This window comes from Roseateles sp. FW301-B2 (assembly GCF_058788955.1).
Genome location: NZ_JBYTBE010000001.1, coordinates 165,073 through 181,618 on the forward strand (window position 1 = coordinate 165,073; position 16,546 = coordinate 181,618).

The following is a 16,546-nucleotide window of genomic DNA, read 5'->3' on the forward strand; positions in this document are numbered from 1 at the left end:
ATCCCCGACGTTTTGGACAAGATCCTGCTTCAGATTGCCGCCGAACTGAAAGTTCGCCCGGCCCAGATCCACGCCGCCGTGGAGCTGCTCGATGGCGGGGCCACCGTGCCCTTCATCGCCCGTTACCGCAAGGAGGCCACCGACGGCCTCGACGACATCCAGCTGCGCGAGCTGGAGTCGCGCCTGGGCTATCTGCGCGAGCTCGAAGAGCGCCGCGCCGCGGTGCTCAAGAGCATCGAAGAGCAGGGCAAGCTCACGCCCGAGCTGCGCGCAGCCATCGAGGCCGCGCCCACCAAGCAGGAGCTCGAAGACCTCTACCTGCCCTACAAGCAGAAGCGCCGCACCAAGGGCATGATCGCCCGCGAGGCCGGCCTGGAGCCGCTGGCCGACAAGCTGTTTGCCGACCCCACGCTGGACCCGCAGGCCGAGGCCTCAGCCTTCGTGAATGCCGAGCTGGGTTTTGCCGACGCCTTCGCGGTGCTGGACGGCGTGCGCGACCTGCTCTCCGAGCGCTGGGCCGAGGATGCCCTGCTGATCGGCAAGCTGCGCGAATGGCTGTGGGCCGAGGGCCTGTTCCAGTCCAAGCTGATGGAAGGCAAGGACGAGAACAACCCCGACATCGCCAAGTTCCGCGACTACTTCGACTATGCGGAGCCTATCCGCACCGTGCCCTCGCACCGCGCGCTGGCGGTGTTCCGCGGCCGCACCCAGGAGTTCCTGGATGCCAAGCTGGTGCTGGACGAGGAGGTGGTGGCCGGCCAGCCTGGGCTGGCCGAAGGCCGCATCGCGCGCCACCTCGGTTGGAGCCATGGCAAGCGTGCCAGCGACGAGTTGCTGCGCAAGACGGTGGCCTGGACCTGGAAGGTCAAGCTCAGCATGAGCCTGGAGCGCGATCTGTTCGCGCGCCTGCGCGACGAGGCCGAGAAGGTCGCCATCAAGGTGTTCGCCGAGAACCTGCGCGATCTGCTGCTGGCCGCGCCGGCCGGCAAGCGCGTGGTGATGGGCCTGGACCCCGGCATCCGCACCGGTGTGAAGGTGGCGGTGGTGAGCGATACCGGCCGCGTGCTGGACACCCACACCGTCTACCCGCACGAGCCGCGCAAGGACTGGGAAGGCGCGCTGCACACGCTGGCGCGCCTGGTGGCCACGCATGGCGTGAACCTGATCGCGATCGGCAATGGCACGGCCAGCCGCGAGACCGACAAGCTGGCGGCCGATCTGATCAAGCGCATCCAGCAATTGGCACCCGGCACTGTGATCGAGAAGGTGGTGGTCAGCGAGGCCGGCGCCTCGGTGTATTCGGCCTCCGAGTTCGCCTCCAAGGAGCTGCCCGACCTGGACGTGAGCCTGCGCGGCGCCGTCTCGATCGCACGCCGCCTGCAGGATCCGCTGGCCGAGCTGGTGAAGATCGACCCCAAGAGCATCGGCGTGGGCCAGTACCAGCACGACGTGAACCAGAGCGAGCTGGCGCGCACCCTGGTGGCGGTGGTGGAAGACTGCGTGAACTCGGTGGGGGTGGACCTCAACACCGCCTCGGCGCCGCTGCTGTCGCGCGTGTCGGGCCTCTCCAACGCGGTGGCCGCCAGCATCGTGCGCTGGCGCGACACCCACGGTGCCTTCAAGAACCGCCAGCAGTTGCTGGACGTGACGGGGCTAGGCCCCAAGACCTTCGAGCAGGCGGTGGGTTTTCTGCGCATCCGCGATGGCGACAACCCGCTGGACCTCTCGGGCGTGCACCCCGAGACCTATCCGCTGGTGCAGCGCGTGCTGGCCCAGCTGGGCCGCCCGGCGGCCGAGGTGATGGGGCGCAGCGACGTGATCCGTGCGCTCAAGCCCGAGGCCTTTGCGGACGAGAAGTTCGGCGCCATCACGGTCAAGGACATCTTTGCCGAGCTGGAGAAGCCCGGCCGCGACCCGCGACCTGACTTCAAGGTGGCGCGCTTCAACGAGGGCGTGGACGACATCAAGGACCTGGTGGAAGGCATGGTGCTGGAGGGCACGGTCTCCAATGTGGCGCAGTTCGGTGCCTTCGTGGACCTGGGCGTGCACCAGGACGGCCTGGTGCATGTGAGCCAGCTGGCCAACAAGTTCGTCAGTGATGCGCGCGAGGTGGTGAAGACCGGCGACATCGTCAAGGTCAAGGTGCTGGAGGTGGACCTGGCGCGCAAGCGCATCTCGCTGACCATGAAGCTGGATGCGGCCGCCGCGCCGCGCGGCGAGCGCAAGGCGCAGGACAACAGCTTCCGCCCGGCGGCGCGCCACGAGCGCCCGGCGGGCGCGGCGCGTGCGCACAGCGCCCCAGCGGCCACGGGTGGCAATGCCATGGCCGCGGCCTTTGCCAAGCTGCAGGGCAAACGCTGAGCGAGCGCTGAGATACTGCGGGCCGGGCTTGGCACCCCGGATCCCGCAACTGATCGCATGGCGGCTGACCGGCGCGCGCGTCTGGGCTATGGTGCCGCGCGTCCGATCGTCCCCTGGAGTACTTCTTGAGAGCCTTTGTCCTGTCCGCCGTGGCTGCTGCCACCCTCGCGCTGTGCGCCAGCCCGGCCCGTGCGCAAGACCTGCCCCCCGGTGTGGGTGAACCGCAGCAGCGGCCGGCCGGCGCCAAGCTGGACCGCGTGGAAATCACCTCCAGCCGGCAGAGCGATACCGATCTGCGCCGCAAGGCCACCGTGGCCAAGCAGATCTATGGCCGCGAGGAGATGGACAAGTACGGTGACACCAATGTGGCCGATGTGCTGAAGCGCCTGCCCGGGGTCGATCTGGCCGGCGGCGCGCCGCGCATGCGCGGCCTGGGCGCCGGCTACACGCTGATACTCATCAACGGCGATCCGGCGCCGCCCGGCTTCCAACTGGACCAGCTGAGCCCGGCGCAGGTGGAGCGCATCGAGGTCACCAAGGGCCCCACCGCCGACCAGAGCGCGCAGGCCGTGGCCGGCGCGATCAACATCATCCTGAAGGACGCCCCGCGCGTGACCCAGCGCGATCTGCGCCTGGGTGTCGGCTATAGCGCGCTGCGGCCCACTCCCTCGGCCACCTTCACCTTCGGCGAGACGCTGGGGCCGCTGGCCCTGTCGCTGCCGGTCTCGGCGTTCGAGTGGCGCAGCCAGAACGAAGCGACGCTGGCGCGCACCATGCCCGGCACCGATGGCAAGCCGGCCAGCTCGGTGCAGCACCAGCTGCAGCCGGTCTGGGGCCATGGGTTCAACAGCGCGCCGCGCGTCAACTGGCGCTTGAGCGACGAGGAGACGCTGAGCCTGCAGGGCTTTGCCCAGCGCGGCAACTGGAACAACCGCCAGCTCTACCGCAACGAGGCGGTGACGCCCAATGCCAGCATCGACGACGATGCCTACAGCCATGGCATCTGGCAGAACCTGCGCGCCAATGCGCAGTACGTGAACCGCTTCAGCGACAGCCAGCGCGTCGAGCTCAAGGCCGGCGCGGGCGACTCCAAGAGCATCTTCGATACCCAGACCTATCGCGCCGGCGCCGACCAGCGCCACACGGTCGGCGACAACCACGACCGCAGCCTGACCCAGGCCGGCAAGTACGCCCAGCTGCTGGGCGATGCCCATAGCCTGACCCTGGGCTGGGACCTGGAATGGCGCAAGCGCAACGAGGAGCGCACGGTGACCGAACTGGGCCGGCCGCAGCTGCCCGAGTTCGACGGCCAGCCCTTTGGCGCACGCATCCAGCGCCAGGCCCTGTTCGTGCAGGACGAGTGGGAACTCTCGCCGCAATGGTCCACCTATCTGGGACTGCGCGGCGAGCGCATCGCCACCGAGAGCGTGGGCCTGGGCGAGGAGGTGCGCAACACCAGCCGCGTGATCACGCCGGTCTGGCACCTGAACTACAAGCTCGACGCCAAGGGGCGCGACCTGATACGCGCCTCGCTGACGCGCAGCTACAAGGCGCCGGACCTGAACGCCCTGTTGGCACGGCCGGCCCTGAGCAGCCTGTTTCCCGATGCCGGCATGGCCAATACCGAGCTGGCGCCCGACCGCGTCGGCAACCCCGGGCTCAAGCCCGAGCTGGCCACCGGCCTGGACATCGCCTTCGAGAAGTACCTGGCCGGCGGCGGCATGATCAGCGTGGGCGGCTTCTACCGCCATGTGAACGAGCTGATACGCAGCGTCACCACGCTGGAGACGGTGTCGTGGTCGCCGGTGCAGCGCTATGTGTCGCGGCCGGTGAACTTCTCCAAGGCGCAGAGCATGGGCCTGGAGCTGGAGATGAAGGGCCGTGCCGGCGAGCTGCTGCCCGCGCTCTTCGATCCCAAGCTGGCGCTGAATCTGCGTGCGGCGCTGAATTTCTACCACTCCAGGGTGGACGCGGTGCTGGGCCCCAACAACCGCCTGGACAGCCAGCAACCCTGGTCGGCCAATCTGGGCTTCGACTACCGCGTCAGCGGCCTGCCGCTCAATATGGGGGCGAGCCTGGCCTACACGCCGGGTTACGCGACCCAGCAGACGGCCGTGCAGGCGCTCGAGATCACGCGCACGCGCTCGCTGGACATGTTCGCCCAATGGGCCTTCAGCCGCCAGCTGTCGCTGCGCGTCTCGGCCAACAACTTCGCCCCGGTGCAGACGCGCTCAGCGACCCTGCTGGCCAGTGGCTATGGCAGCACCAGCACGCGCGAGGGCCGTGGCTGGTTTGGCGTGAACCTGGAAATGAAGCTGTAGGCGGGGGTAAGGGACGGCATGCAGGCCTTGCAGATCTTCGCAGGACCGCGGGCGCGCGCGCGTTTGGCCGAGCGCGGCCTGCGGCCCGACGATGTGCGGGTGATCCCCGCGGCGGCCGGCGGACCCAAGGGCCTGATCCTGAATCCGCTGGACCGTTTCATCTTCGGCGAGTGGCTGGCTGCCAGCGCCCAGGAGGTGCATCTGCTGGGTGCCTCGATCGGCTGCTGGCGCATGGCCACGGCCTGCCTGGCGCGGGACGGCGCGGCGGCGGCGCGCGAGTTCGAGCGCATGGCCGAGGCCTATGTGGCGCAGCGCTACGAGAGTGCGCCGGGCAAGCAGCCCGATGCCAGTGCGGTGAGCCGCGGCTTTGCCGCCACGCTGGCCGCGATCTTCGACGGCCGCGAGGCCGATCTGCTGGCCCACCCGCGCTGGCGCCTGCATGTGTTCACCTCGCGCGGCCGCCATCTGCTGGCGCGCGAGAGCCGCTGGCGCACGCCGCTGGGCTATGGCGCGGCCTTCGCCGCGAATGCCCTGTCGCGCCGCGCCATGGGCGGCTGGCTGGAACGCGTGGTGTTCTCGGACCCGCGCGCGCCCCTGCCCATTCCCTTGCACGATTACCGCAGCCGGCAGGTGGCGCTGAGCCCCGCGAACCTGCAGGCGGCCATGCTGGCGAGCTGCTCGATTCCGTTCTGGTTGCGCGCCGTGCACGACATCGCCGGCGCGCCCGCCGGCGCCTACTGGGACGGCGGCATCACCGACTACCACCTGCACCTGAACTACGCCGCCATGCTGGGCGACGGCCTGGTGCTGTACCCGCATTTCCAGCGCGAAGTCATCCCGGGCTGGCTGGACAAGGCGCTCAAGCACCGGCATCGCGCCTCGGCGTTTCTGGATAATGTGGTGCTGCTGGCCCCGCACCCCGACTGGGTGGCCAGCTTGCCGCGCGCCAAGCTGCCGGACCGCGCGGACTTCATGCATTACGGCGACGATGTGGCCGCGCGCGCCGGGGCCTGGCGGCGCGCTATCGCGGAGAGTCAGCGTCTGCGCGACGAGTTCGCGGCCGCCTGCGCCAGGCCCGGTCTCCAGGCCATGGCGCTGTAGGGCCGGTTCAGCCGGCGCGGCGCCGCAGTCGCAGTACCAGCCAGCCGAGGCCGGCGGCCCACAGCGCCCATTGCTGCGGTTCGGGTACGGCCGCGGCCTGCGTCCAGTCGAAGCCCGAGGCGGAACTGATGCTGAAGCCTGGCTGCGCCTGGCCGCCGATCATCAGCAGCGGCGCGCCGGCCAGAAAGCTGCCGAACTGCACCTGGCTGTTGGCATACCAGCCGGGGAAGCCGCCCGAGCTGCGCTGGCCGGCCTCGGCCATCGCGTAGATGCCGACATCCAGCGCCTGCCCGACCACGACCGGCAGGCTGAACACCACGATCTCGTTGACCGCCAGGCTGGCATCCGGGGCCGAGGCCACGCCCCAGGCGCCGACCTGGCGATCGGTGGCCCACAGATGGTTGGAGCTGCCGTCGTCATAGCCCGGGTTGCCGGCATTGAGCAACTGCTTGTTGACATAGGGCACCACCTCGAAACCGGCCGCGCCGGTCTCGGCGCTGGCTTGCAGGGTGCCGGCCACACCCACCCGTAGCAGCAGGTAGCCGGCCTGACCCTCGAAGCCCGGCAGCGACACCGTCAGCTGATCGGTATAGCCGCCGTTGACGCCGCCATGCGCGAAGAAGGTGGACGCCGGCGAGTGGTTCTCGGCGCTCATCAGCGTCGCGCCCAGCGTCGCCCAGCCGCTGGCGTTGTTGCTGATCGAAGGGCCGCTGGATGCAGCACTGCCGCTGGCGCCACCCGGGCTGCCGAAGTCATGCGCATCGCAGCTGCCGCTGGTGAACCAGCCGCTGATGTCGTCGCCGGCCCAGCCGCCGCTGCCGCCACCACTGGGGGCGGCGCAGGCGTTGAGAAAACCGCCGGGGGCGCTGACGTCGAGCTGGCGGGGCGCCGCGTACGAGGCCGAGGCGATCAGCAGGGCCAGCAGCGCGGTGAAGTGGTGTGGGTGGGGCATGGCGCTTCCCTTTGCGGTGGCTCTCGAGCGGCGTGCTCGAAAGTTCGCAGGCTACGCCCAGAGTGCCGCCGGCCCCAGCCTGAAACTTAGGGAGCCGCGCGCCGTAACAAACGTAAATGCCTGACAACCGGCCGGGCCCTGCCGGCGTTGTGGCGGGGTCGGATTGCTTCCTGGAGTTTCAGATGATGGCCTTGCTTCCCTCAAGACTGTTTGCCCCATGTCTGCTGTTCGGGCTGTTGAGCCTGTCTGCCTGCGCCCATGGGCCGCGCGATCAGCGGGGCTATCCGCAGCCCTATCAGCAAGGCTATTACGGGGCCGACTACCGTGGCGCGCAGCAGTTCGTCCAGTACGGCTATGTGCGCAGCATCGAACAGCTGGGCGGTGGGCGCGAGAGCCGCTATGACGGTCGCTACGAGAACGAACGCCCGGGCAGCAGCGGGGCCGGCGCCGTGGTCGGTGGCGTCATCGGTGGCGTGGTGGGCAACCAGATGGGGCGTGGCGAAGGTCGCGCCGCCGCGACGGTGATCGGCGCCGTGGCGGGCGCCGTGATCGGCAATGAGATCGAGCGCCAGGAGGGGCGGCGCGATGAGCGGCGCGATGAGAGGCGCGCTCAGGCGCGCTTTCGCGTCTGGGTCCACCTGGAGGGCGCGGGCGAGCAGGCCTTTGATTTCGAGCGCCTGGATGGCCTGCGGGTGGGCGAGCGCGTGCGCGTGGTTGAGGGTCGCCTGCAACGCTTGTGATGCGCTTGACGGCCCAACCCGGGCCTCGCCTACAATTGGGCCACGATCAACGCACAAGGGCTGAGAAAGGCGACTTGGTTATGACACCGCGAACTACGACCACCACCTCGAGGGTTTAGTCGGCCGCGGCTCGTCACGTCTCATCTCAGCTGGAACTCAAACGTCCGGCATTGAACAGCGCGGCAAGTGGCCGCGCTTTTTGCTTTTTGGAGTTTGCTCATCATGATTTCGATTCAATTGCCAGACGGTTCCAAGCGCGAGTTCGCCCAGGCCGTCACGGTGGCCGAGGTGGCCGCCTCCATCGGCGCCGGCCTGGCCAAGGCCGCACTGGCCGGACGCGTGGGGCAGGGCGATGCCGCGCGCCTGGTGGATACCAGCCACCTGATTGAGGCCGATACGCAGCTGGCCATCATCACCGACAAGGATGCCGATGGCCTGGAGGTGATCCGCCACTCGACGGCCCACCTGCTGGCCTATGCGGTGAAGGAGCTGTTCCCCGAGGCCCAGGTCACCATCGGCCCGGTGATCGAGCATGGCTTCTACTACGACTTCAGCTACAAGCGCCCCTTCACGCCCGATGATCTGGCCGCCATCGAGGCCAAGATGGCCGAGCTGGCCAAGAAGGACGAGAAGGTGCTGCGCTCGGTGCTGCCACGCGACGAGGCCGTCAGCTACTTCAAGGGCATCGGCGAGGCCTACAAGGCCGAGATCATCGAGAGCATTCCGGCCGACCAGGATGTGTCGCTGTACGCCGAGGGTGCCTTCACCGATCTGTGCCGCGGCCCGCATGTGCCGTCCACGGGCAAGCTCAAGCACTTCAAGCTGATGAAGGTGGCCGGTGCCTACTGGCGCGGCGACCATCGCAACGAGCAGCTGCAGCGCATCTACGGCACCGCCTGGGCGACCAAGGATGACCTGGCCAAGTACCTCCTGATGCTGGAAGAGGCCGAGAAGCGCGACCACCGCAAGCTGGGCAAGGAGCTGGAGCTCTTCCACATCGACGAGCACGCGCCCGGCGTGGTGTTCTGGCACCCCAAGGGTTGGACGGTGTGGCAGCAGGTCGAGCAGTACATGCGCGCGGTCTACCGTGACAACGGCTACCAGGAGGTCAAGGGCCCGCAGTTGCTGGACAAGACGCTCTGGGAGGCGACGGGCCACTGGGACAAGTACCGTGACAATATGTTCACGACCGAATCGGAAAAGCGCGACTACGCGCTCAAGCCGATGAACTGCCCCGGTCACATCCTGATCTTCAAGCACGGCATCAAGAGCTACCGCGACCTGCCGCTGCGCTTCGGCGAATTCGGCCAGTGCCATCGCAACGAGCCCACCGGCGGCCTGCACGGCATCATGCGCGTGCGTGGCTTCACGCAGGACGATGGCCACATCTTCTGCACCGAAGACCAGATCCTGCAGGAGTGCGTCAACTACACGGCGCTGCTGCAGAAGGTCTACAAGGACTTCGGCTTCACCGACATCATCTACAAGGTCGCAACGCGCCCCGAGGCCCGCATCGGCTCTGACGAGGTGTGGGACAAGGCCGAGCATGCCTTGATGGAATCGCTGCGCGCTTCGGGCGTGGAAATCGTCATCGCCCCCGGCGACGGTGCCTTCTACGGCCCCAAGATCGAGTACACGCTGAAGGACGCGTTGGGCCGTCAATGGCAATGCGGCACCATGCAGGTGGACTTCTCGATGCCCGGCCGCCTGGGCGCCGAGTATGTGGACGAGCATGGCGAGCGCAAGACGCCCGTGATGCTGCACCGGGCCATCGTCGGCAGCCTGGAGCGCTTCATCGGCATCCTGATCGAACAGCATGCCGGCGCGCTGCCGGCTTGGCTGGCGCCGACCCAGGTGGTGGTGGCCAATATCACCGATGCGCAGGCGGATTACGTCGCGGAAATCGTGAAAACGCTGCAAAAACAAGGGCTTAGGGTCTCGAGTGATTTGCGGAACGAGAAAATCACGTATAAAATCCGCGAGCATTCCTTGCAAAAGGTTCCGTTCATCCTGGTCGTTGGCGACAAGGAGAAGGCAAATGGAGCCGTTGCGGTGCGCGCCCGTGGCAACCAAGATCTGGGTGTGATGGCGCTGGAAGACTTCATCGCGAAGATCACCAGCGACATTGCGGCCAAGACCTGAAGAGGTTGAAAGCTGGGCGCGTTTTTGCTTTTGTCTGAGCCCCTGCCTTGGGTTTATTGAAAGGGTGGCACCATCGCTACTTTTGCTGACCGTCGTGCGATTCCCGAGCGAAAGCATCGGCTGAACCGTGAAATTCTTGCTCCCGAAGTCCGCCTGAATGGCCCGGAAAACGAGCCTATCGGGGTTGTGAGCATCCAGGAAGCCCTGCGCATGGCGGGTGAGCTGGATGTGGACTTGGTCGAGATCTCTGCCACCGCCAACCCGCCCGTGTGCCGGTTGATGGACTATGGCAAGTTCAAGTACCAGGAGCAGAAGCGTGCTGCCGAGGCCAAGGCCAAGCAGAAGGTCATCGAGATCAAGGAAGTCAAGTTCCGCCCGGGTACGGACGAGGGCGACTACCAGATCAAGATGCGCAATCTGCGCCGCTTCATCGCCGAAGACGGTGACAAGGGTAAGGTGACGCTGCGTTATCGCGGTCGCGAAATCACCCACCAGGACATCGGCATGCGCTTGTTGGAGCGCATTCGCGATGAGCTGTCGGATGTGGCCGTGGTCGAAAACATGCCCAAGCTGGAAGGCCGGCAGATGATCATGGTGTTGGCGCCCAAGAAGCGCTGACGCAAGAGGCCTCGGCGCGAGTCGAGGTCTTGCAGTTTCAACCCGCCGATTTGGTCGTCGGCGGGTTTATTAGTCTCCAGAGGCCAACAAGTGCAGCGAGTGAATCGAGGCCGCCCCTGGGACGTACTTAAAAGGAGCAATAACATGCCCAAAATGAAGACCAAGAGCAGCGCGAAGAAGCGTTTTCGCGTGCGTCCGGGTGGTACCGTCAAGCGCGGTCAGGCGTTCAAGCGCCACATCCTGACCAAGAAGACCACGAAGAACAAGCGCCACCTGCGTGGTGCGACCGACGTGCATGAAACCAACATGGGTCACATCGCTCAGATGCTGCCCTTTGCTGGTCTGTAATCCACATATTCAAGGAGATACAACATGCCTCGCGTCAAACGTGGTGTAACCGCCCGTGCTCGTCACAAGAAGGTCCTGGCTCTGGCCAAGGGCTTCCGTGGTCGTCGTAAGAACGTCTTCCGCATCGCCAAGCAGGCGGTGATGAAGGCGGGCCAGTACGCCTACCGTGACCGCCGTGCCAAGAAGCGCGTGTTCCGTGCCCTGTGGATTGCGCGTATCAACGCCGCAAGCCGCGGTCTGGGACTGACCTACAGCAAGTTCGTGGCTGGCCTGAAGAAGGCTCAGATCGACATCGACCGCAAGGTCCTGGCCGATCTCGCCGTCAACGATCCTGCTGGTTTTGCCAGCATCTTCGCCAAGGTGAAGGCCGCTCTCGCTTAATTGCCAGCAGCCAGCCCGCTCTGCGGGTTGGCCGTGGCGGCCCCGACGCAAGCCGGGGCGCGCACCTTTAAAGGCCGACACCCTGGTGTTCGGCCTTTTCTTATTTGATTCCGACTCGCCCCAGCGATGAACGACCTCGATCAACTGCTTCAAAGCGCCCAGGCAGAGTTTGCCGCGGCCAACACACCCGCCGACCTGGAAAATGCCAAGGCCCGATTCCTGGGCAAGTCTGGGCGGGTCACCGAGCTGATGAAGGGACTGGCTGCCCTCACGGTCGAGGAAAAGAAGAGTCGTGGTGCCGAGATCAACCAGCTCAAGCAAGGCATCGAGAGCGCGCTGACGGCGCGCCGCCAGCAACTGGCCGATGCGGAGCTGGCCCTGCAACTGAAGGCCGAGGCCCTGGACGTGAGCCTGCCCGGTCGCCAGCGTGGCACCGGTGGCCTGCACCCGATCACGCGCGCGATGGAGCGTATCGAGGCCATCTTCGGTTCGATGGGCTTCGACGTCGCCGACGGTCCCGAGATCGAGACCGACTGGTTCAGCTTCTCGGCGCTGAACAACCCCGAGAACCATCCCGCGCGTTCGATGCAGGACACCTTCTACGTGGACATGAAGGACGAGGGCGGCCGCTGGTTCAATCTGCGCCCGCATACCTCGCCGATGCAGATCCGCTATGCGCAGGCGCATGCGCGCCGCTATGCGCATCAGGCGAGCACACCCGAAGGGATGCCGGAAATTCGCGTGATCGCACCCGGCCGCACCTACCGCGTGGACAGCGACGCCACCCATTCGCCCATGTTCCACCAGGTCGAGGGCCTGTGGGTGGGCGAGAACATCAGTTTCAAGGATCTGAAGTCGGTCTACCTGAACTTCATCACGGCCTTCTTCGAGACCGACGCGCTCGAGTTGCGCTTCCGCCCCAGCTACTTCCCCTTCACCGAGCCCAGCGCCGAAATCGACATCATGTTCGAGTCCGGCCCGCTGAAAGGCCGTTGGCTGGAGGTCTCCGGTGCCGGCCAGGTGCACCCCCAGGTGATACGCAATATGGGCCTGGACCCGGAGCGCTACATCGGCTTCGCCTTCGGCTCGGGCATCGACCGCCTGGCCATGCTGCGCTATGGCGTGAACGACCTGCGCCTGTTCTTTGATGGCGATCTGCGCTTCCTGTCCCAGTTCAAGTGAACGAGACGCTGCTGCCGCCCACCACCGAACAAGCCTGAAGAGAACAAGACATGCAATTCCCCGAGTCCTGGCTGCGGAGCTTCTGCAATCCGCCCCTGAATACCCAAGAGCTGGCCAATCTGCTCACCATGTCCGGTATGGAGGTGGAAGAGCTGCGCCCCGCCGCGCCGCCCTTCCATGGCATCGTGGTGGCCGAGATTCTCGAGGCCGAGCAGCACCCTAACGCCGACAAGTTGCGCGTGTGCAAGGTCAACGCCGGCGCTCAATTCAACAATGGGGAGCCGCTGCAAATCGTCTGCGGTGCACCCAACGCGCGCACCGGCATCAAGGTGCCGCTGGCCACGGTGGGCGCCGAGCTGCCCCCGGGCGAGGACGGCAAGCCCTTCCAGATCAAGGTGGGCAAGCTGCGCGGCGTGGAAAGCTTCGGCATGCTGTGCTCGGCGCGCGAGCTCAAGCTCAGCGAGGACCATGGCGGCTTGCTCGAGCTGGATGCCGGTGCGCCGATCGGGCAGGACATCCGCCAGCATCTGAATCTCGACGACACGCTCTTCACCCTCAAGCTCACGCCCAATCTGGGCCATGGCCTGAGCGTCTATGGCATCGCGCGCGAGGTCTCGGCGCTGACCGGCACGCCGCTGCAGACGCCGGCATTCCCGCCGGTGGCGCTCAAGCACCACGACCAACTGCCGGTGCGCGTCGAGGCGCCCGATCTGTGTGGCCGCTTTGCCGGCCGCATCGTGCGCGGTGTCAACACCAGGGCGAAGACGCCTGCCTGGATGGTGGAGCGTCTGGCGCGCTGCGGCCAGCGCTCGGTGACGGCCCTGGTGGACATCTCCAACTATGTGATGTTCGAGTACGGCCGCCCCTCGCATATCTTCGATCTGGACAAGATCCGCAACGAGCTGGTGGTGCGTTGGGGCCGGCCGGGCGAGACGCTCAAGCTGCTGAACGGCAACACCATCGAGTTGGACGAGAAGGTCGGCGTAATCGCCGATGCCGAGCAGGTGGAGTCGCTGGCCGGCATCATGGGTGGCGACGCCACCGCGGTGTCGGATGACACGCGCCATGTCTATGTCGAGGCCGCATTCTGGTGGCCCGAGGCGGTGATGGGGCGCGGCCGCCGCTACAACTTCTCCACCGATGCCGGGCACCGCTTCGAGCGCGGCGTGGACCCCGCCACCATCGTCGAGCATATCGAGCGCATCACCCAGCTGATCCTGGACATCTGCGGCGGCGAGGCCGGCCCGGTGAGCGATCAGACCCTGGCCCTGCCCGAGCGCAAGCCGGTGCAACTGCGCGTGGCACGTGCCGCCAAGGTCATCGGCATGCCCGTCACGCAGGCCGATTGCGTCGGCGTGTTCCAGCGTCTGGGCCTGGAATTCAGCGAGCAGCCCGGCGTGCTGACCGTCACGCCGCCGAGCTGGCGCTTCGACATCCAGATCGAGGAAGACCTGATCGAGGAAGTCATCCGCGTGCTGGGCTACCCCAAGCTGCCGGCCACGCCGCCGCTGGCCCCCATCGTCGGCAAGACGCGCTCGGAAGCGCGCCGTGGCGTGCATGCGCTGCGCCATGCCGTGGCCGCGCGCGACTACTTCGAGACCATCAACTTCAGCTTCGTCGAAGAGCGCTGGGAGCAGGAGCTGGCGGGCAATCAGCAGCCGATCCGTTTGCTGAACCCGATTGCGGCGCCGCTCTCGGTGATGCGCACCAGCCTGCTGGGCAGCCTGCTCAACGTGCTGCGCTACAACCTGACGCGCAAGGCGCCGCGCGTGCGCGTGTTCGAAATCGGCCGCGTGTTCCTGCGCGATGCCTCCGTGGCACAGGGCGATGCGAGCATCAATGGCGTGGCCCAGCCGCTGCGCCTGGGCGGCCTGGCCTGGGGCCCGGCCGAGCAGCAGCAATGGAGCCAGCGCGAGCGCGCGGTGGACTTCTTCGACGTGAAGGGCGATCTGGAGGCCTTGTTCGCGCCGCGCCAGCTGCGCTTTGTCGCTGCCGAGCATCCGGCCCTGCACCCGGGCCGCAGCGCGCGCGTGGAACTGGACGGCCGCGACATCGGCGTGCTGGGCGAGTTGCATCCCAAGTGGCGCCAGGGTTACGAACTGCCCAGCGCGCCCATCCTGTTTGAACTGGACCTCGATGCCGTGCTGGCGCGCAGCCTGCCGGCAGGGCAGGGCGTGCCGCGCCAGCAGGCCGTGCTGCGCGATCTCGCCGTGATCGTGGACGAGCAGGTCACGCATGAATCCTTGATGCAGGCCATCACCGGCGTGCAAAGCGGGCTGGTACGCTCGGCCAGACTTTTTGATGTGTTCAAGCCGGCACAGGCGAACGCCGAGTTCAAGGACGGCGAGCGCAGCATGGCCGTGCGGCTGGAGCTGCTGGACGACGAGAGCACCCTGACCGACGAACGCATCGAGCAAACGGTGGCTGCCGTGGTGGCCGCGCTGGGCGACAAACTGGGCGCGCGTCTGCGCGGCTGAGGACATGCTGATGAGCGACGACGATACCAAGGAGCAGGGCGCGCGCGTGCTGCTGCCCAGCCTCGAGACGCCCACGCTGACCAAGGCCGAGCTCGCCGAGCTGCTGTTCGACAAGCTGGGCCTCAACAAGCGCGAATCCAAGGACATGGTCGAGGCCTTCTTCGACATCATCCATGCCAGCCTGGTGCAGGGCCGCGATGTGAAGCTGTCGGGCTTCGGCAACTTCAACATCCGCCGCAAGGCGCCGCGCCCGGGGCGCAATCCGCGCACCGGCGAGGCGATTCCGATCAAGGCCAGGAATGTGGTTACTTTTCATGCCAGCCACAAACTCAAAGCTGCGGTACAAGGGGAAGCCCCCGTCGCAGACGACTTCGAGTAGAGTCTGACCTCCGCACCTGAAGCCCTTGATTTCAATGGACAAAGCGCTTCCCGCCATTCCCGCCAAACGTTACTTCACCATTGGTGAGGTGAGTGAGCTGTGCGGTGTGAAGCCCTATGTGCTGCGCTACTGGGAGCAGGAGTTCACGCAGCTCAAGCCCATGAAGCGGCGCGGCAATCGGCGCTATTACCAGCACCATGAGGTGTTGCTGATCCGGCGCATCCGCGATCTCTTGTACGACCAGGGCTTCACCATCAGCGGTGCGCGCAATCAGCTCATCGAGGGCGGCGCGGCGCGTGGCGATGCCGCCAGCAGCTTCCGTGAGGAGGCGCATGCCGCGGAGCTGATCGGATTCACGCAAGACCTGACCCCTGGCCATGTGCCGGTGTCAGCGATGGCGGCGGGCGTGCACGACAGTGCGCGCGCCACGGTCAGCCTGGAAAAACTCTCGTTGGATCAGGTGCGGGAAGAATTGCTGTCGATTCGAGCGAGTTTGCTTGCAATCTAGTCAAAAATCGTTCTATAATCTTTTTCTCAGTCGGGGCGTAGCGCAGCCTGGTAGCGCACTTGCATGGGGTGCAAGGGGTCGCGAGTTCGAATCCCGCCGCCCCGACCAATGAAAACGAGAAACCCAGCATCGCAAGATGCTGGGTTTTGTCGTATCTGGAGCCCGCGTTTCGAAACGACCGGATCAGCCCAGTGCCATCGTGCCCATGCGTTCCACGCGCTGGTGCAGAAAGGCGAGTGCCAGCTTGGAATCGGGCTGCAGGCGTTGGCCGATGTAGAGCTCCTGGCGCCGTTCGCTGATCTGGGCGCGCAGACGGTTCGCCATCACGCCCAGCGGATCCAGGCCTTTCAACTCGGCGCGTTCGATGGCGATCCAGAGCTGGTGCATGGGATGGGCTTGCAAGGCCAGCAAATGGGCCTGCACGACGCGCAATCGGCCCTGCACGGCCAACTCGCTGCGGCGCAACCATTCGAGCACGGCACTGCCATTGCTGCCGGTCACCTTGAGCGGGTCTTCGCCCGCCGCCAACAACAGCGCCTCCAGCCTGGGGCGGTCGCCAGCGGCATAGGCCTCGTTGGCGGCCATCATCTGATCCTCGCGCAGGCGGCGCTCGCGCTCGCCGCGCGCCAGGTCCGGATGCAAGCGCATCGCGGCGCGGCGATAAAGCTGCTTGAGCGTGGGTGGCGCGACGTCGACGATGCCGCCCTGGGGTTCAACCGGCATCGGGGCCGCACTGGGCAGCACGCTCAGGCGGGGCAGATCGGTGGCGCGCGGTGGCAGCGGCGCCCGCACATCGACGCCATGGCTGCGCAGCGCTTCGGAGAGGTAGGTCATGGCCAGGTGCAGCTGCGATTCCAGCGCATCGAGTTCCATGTAGAGCGGCCCGAGCGTGGCCACGTAGCGATCGATGAAGGCCGTGAGCCGGCCGTGCAACTGGCCGAAGGCCTCTTCCTGGCTGACCACATAGCGCTGCAGGTCGGCCATTTGGGAGCGACGGCGCATCAACTCGTGTTGCGTGATCGCTGGTTTCATCATG

Annotated in this window: 14 protein-coding genes and 1 tRNA gene; 13 read left to right on the plus strand and 2 right to left on the minus strand. The window is 66.4% G+C overall.

Annotated features, from left to right (window positions below; all coding sequences use genetic code 11):
- The first annotated feature begins 12 nt into the window (after nt 1-12).
- The 3 genes from AC3WQY_RS00720 to AC3WQY_RS00730 all read left to right on the plus strand — a co-directional run bounded on the left by AC3WQY_RS00720 (nt 13) and on the right by AC3WQY_RS00730 (nt 5,783).
- The gene (locus AC3WQY_RS00720; protein ID WP_492705010.1) at nt 13-2,361 is read left to right on the plus strand and encodes a Tex family protein; all 2,349 of its coding nucleotides are present in this window, start codon (nt 13-15) and stop codon (nt 2,359-2,361) included.
- Between the two features lie 125 nt (nt 2,362-2,486).
- The gene (locus AC3WQY_RS00725; protein WP_492705012.1) at nt 2,487-4,682 is read left to right on the plus strand and encodes a TonB-dependent receptor plug domain-containing protein; all 2,196 of its coding nucleotides are present in this window, start codon (nt 2,487-2,489) and stop codon (nt 4,680-4,682) included.
- A gap of 18 nt (nt 4,683-4,700) precedes the next feature.
- Complete coding sequence (locus tag AC3WQY_RS00730; protein WP_492705014.1) at nt 4,701-5,783, plus strand: patatin-like phospholipase family protein; 1,083 nt, start codon at nt 4,701-4,703, stop codon at nt 5,781-5,783.
- Nucleotides 5,784-5,790: 7 nt separating this feature from the next.
- Here the strand turns inward: AC3WQY_RS00730 and AC3WQY_RS00735 are convergent, their stop codons facing one another.
- Nucleotides 5,791-6,735: a hypothetical protein gene (locus AC3WQY_RS00735; protein WP_492705016.1), complete on the minus strand. Its 945-nt coding sequence runs from the start codon at nt 6,733-6,735 to the stop codon at nt 5,791-5,793.
- Nucleotides 6,736-6,917: 182 nt separating this feature from the next.
- On the opposite strand from AC3WQY_RS00735, the gene AC3WQY_RS00740 reads away from it, so the two are divergent.
- From AC3WQY_RS00740 to AC3WQY_RS00785, 10 genes are all read left to right on the plus strand, one after another.
- On the plus strand, nt 6,918-7,475 hold the full coding sequence (locus AC3WQY_RS00740) for a glycine zipper 2TM domain-containing protein (RefSeq protein WP_492705018.1): 558 nt from the start codon (nt 6,918-6,920) through the stop codon (nt 7,473-7,475).
- Between the two features lie 222 nt (nt 7,476-7,697).
- On the plus strand, nt 7,698-9,617 hold the full coding sequence (gene thrS, locus AC3WQY_RS00745; RefSeq protein ID WP_492705020.1) for a threonine--tRNA ligase: 1,920 nt from the start codon (nt 7,698-7,700) through the stop codon (nt 9,615-9,617).
- A gap of 72 nt (nt 9,618-9,689) precedes the next feature.
- Nucleotides 9,690-10,235: a translation initiation factor IF-3 gene (gene infC, locus AC3WQY_RS00750; RefSeq protein ID WP_339603565.1), complete on the plus strand. Its 546-nt coding sequence runs from the start codon at nt 9,690-9,692 to the stop codon at nt 10,233-10,235.
- 144 nt (nt 10,236-10,379) lie between these two features.
- A complete protein-coding gene (gene rpmI / locus AC3WQY_RS00755; RefSeq protein ID WP_285232969.1) occupies nt 10,380-10,583 on the plus strand; it encodes a 50S ribosomal protein L35 in 204 nt (67 codons plus the stop codon).
- Nucleotides 10,584-10,607: 24 nt separating this feature from the next.
- Nucleotides 10,608-10,964, plus strand: a complete 357-nt coding sequence (gene rplT, locus AC3WQY_RS00760; RefSeq protein WP_102766472.1) for a 50S ribosomal protein L20 — start codon at nt 10,608-10,610, stop codon at nt 10,962-10,964.
- 126 nt (nt 10,965-11,090) lie between these two features.
- Nucleotides 11,091-12,146, plus strand: coding sequence for a phenylalanine--tRNA ligase subunit alpha (gene pheS, locus AC3WQY_RS00765; protein WP_492705023.1), 1,056 nt, complete (start codon nt 11,091-11,093; stop codon nt 12,144-12,146).
- Between the two features lie 50 nt (nt 12,147-12,196).
- Nucleotides 12,197-14,623: a phenylalanine--tRNA ligase subunit beta gene (pheT, locus tag AC3WQY_RS00770; protein WP_492705025.1), complete on the plus strand. Its 2,427-nt coding sequence runs from the start codon at nt 12,197-12,199 to the stop codon at nt 14,621-14,623.
- A gap of 10 nt (nt 14,624-14,633) precedes the next feature.
- Nucleotides 14,634-15,002 carry an integration host factor subunit alpha gene (locus AC3WQY_RS00775; RefSeq protein WP_285232966.1) on the plus strand — a complete coding sequence of 123 codons (369 nt, stop codon included), beginning with the start codon at nt 14,634-14,636 and terminating at the stop codon, nt 15,000-15,002.
- Nucleotides 15,003-15,036: 34 nt separating this feature from the next.
- Nucleotides 15,037-15,510 carry a MerR family transcriptional regulator gene (locus AC3WQY_RS00780; RefSeq protein ID WP_492705027.1) on the plus strand — a complete coding sequence of 158 codons (474 nt, stop codon included), beginning with the start codon at nt 15,037-15,039 and terminating at the stop codon, nt 15,508-15,510.
- Nucleotides 15,511-15,541: 31 nt separating this feature from the next.
- Nucleotides 15,542-15,618 (plus strand) — tRNA-Pro (locus tag AC3WQY_RS00785).
- Nucleotides 15,619-15,693: 75 nt separating this feature from the next.
- Here the strand turns inward: AC3WQY_RS00785 and AC3WQY_RS00790 are convergent.
- The gene (locus AC3WQY_RS00790; protein ID WP_492705029.1) at nt 15,694-16,545 is read right to left on the minus strand and encodes a hypothetical protein; all 852 of its coding nucleotides are present in this window, start codon (nt 16,543-16,545) and stop codon (nt 15,694-15,696) included.
- Nucleotide 16,546: the final 1 nt, after the last annotated feature.

What these genes read in the sequence shown, in the direction of transcription:
- AC3WQY_RS00730 (WP_492705014.1), top strand. Translation starts at nt 4,701, where the DNA reads ATGCAGGCCTTGCAGATCTTCGCAGGACCGCGGGCGCGCGCGCGTTTG.
- AC3WQY_RS00735 (WP_492705016.1), bottom strand. Translation starts at nt 6,735, where the DNA reads ATGCCCCACCCACACCACTTCACCGCGCTGCTGGCCCTGCTGATCGCC.
- AC3WQY_RS00740 (WP_492705018.1), top strand. Translation starts at nt 6,918, where the DNA reads ATGATGGCCTTGCTTCCCTCAAGACTGTTTGCCCCATGTCTGCTGTTC.
- thrS (WP_492705020.1), top strand. Translation starts at nt 7,698, where the DNA reads ATGATTTCGATTCAATTGCCAGACGGTTCCAAGCGCGAGTTCGCCCAG.
- rpmI (WP_285232969.1), top strand. Translation starts at nt 10,380, where the DNA reads ATGCCCAAAATGAAGACCAAGAGCAGCGCGAAGAAGCGTTTTCGCGTG.
- rplT (WP_102766472.1), top strand. Translation starts at nt 10,608, where the DNA reads ATGCCTCGCGTCAAACGTGGTGTAACCGCCCGTGCTCGTCACAAGAAG.
- pheS (WP_492705023.1), top strand. Translation starts at nt 11,091, where the DNA reads ATGAACGACCTCGATCAACTGCTTCAAAGCGCCCAGGCAGAGTTTGCC.
- pheT (WP_492705025.1), top strand. Translation starts at nt 12,197, where the DNA reads ATGCAATTCCCCGAGTCCTGGCTGCGGAGCTTCTGCAATCCGCCCCTG.
- AC3WQY_RS00775 (WP_285232966.1), top strand. Translation starts at nt 14,634, where the DNA reads ATGAGCGACGACGATACCAAGGAGCAGGGCGCGCGCGTGCTGCTGCCC.
- AC3WQY_RS00780 (WP_492705027.1), top strand. Translation starts at nt 15,037, where the DNA reads ATGGACAAAGCGCTTCCCGCCATTCCCGCCAAACGTTACTTCACCATT.
- AC3WQY_RS00790 (WP_492705029.1), bottom strand. Translation starts at nt 16,545, where the DNA reads ATGATGAAACCAGCGATCACGCAACACGAGTTGATGCGCCGTCGCTCC.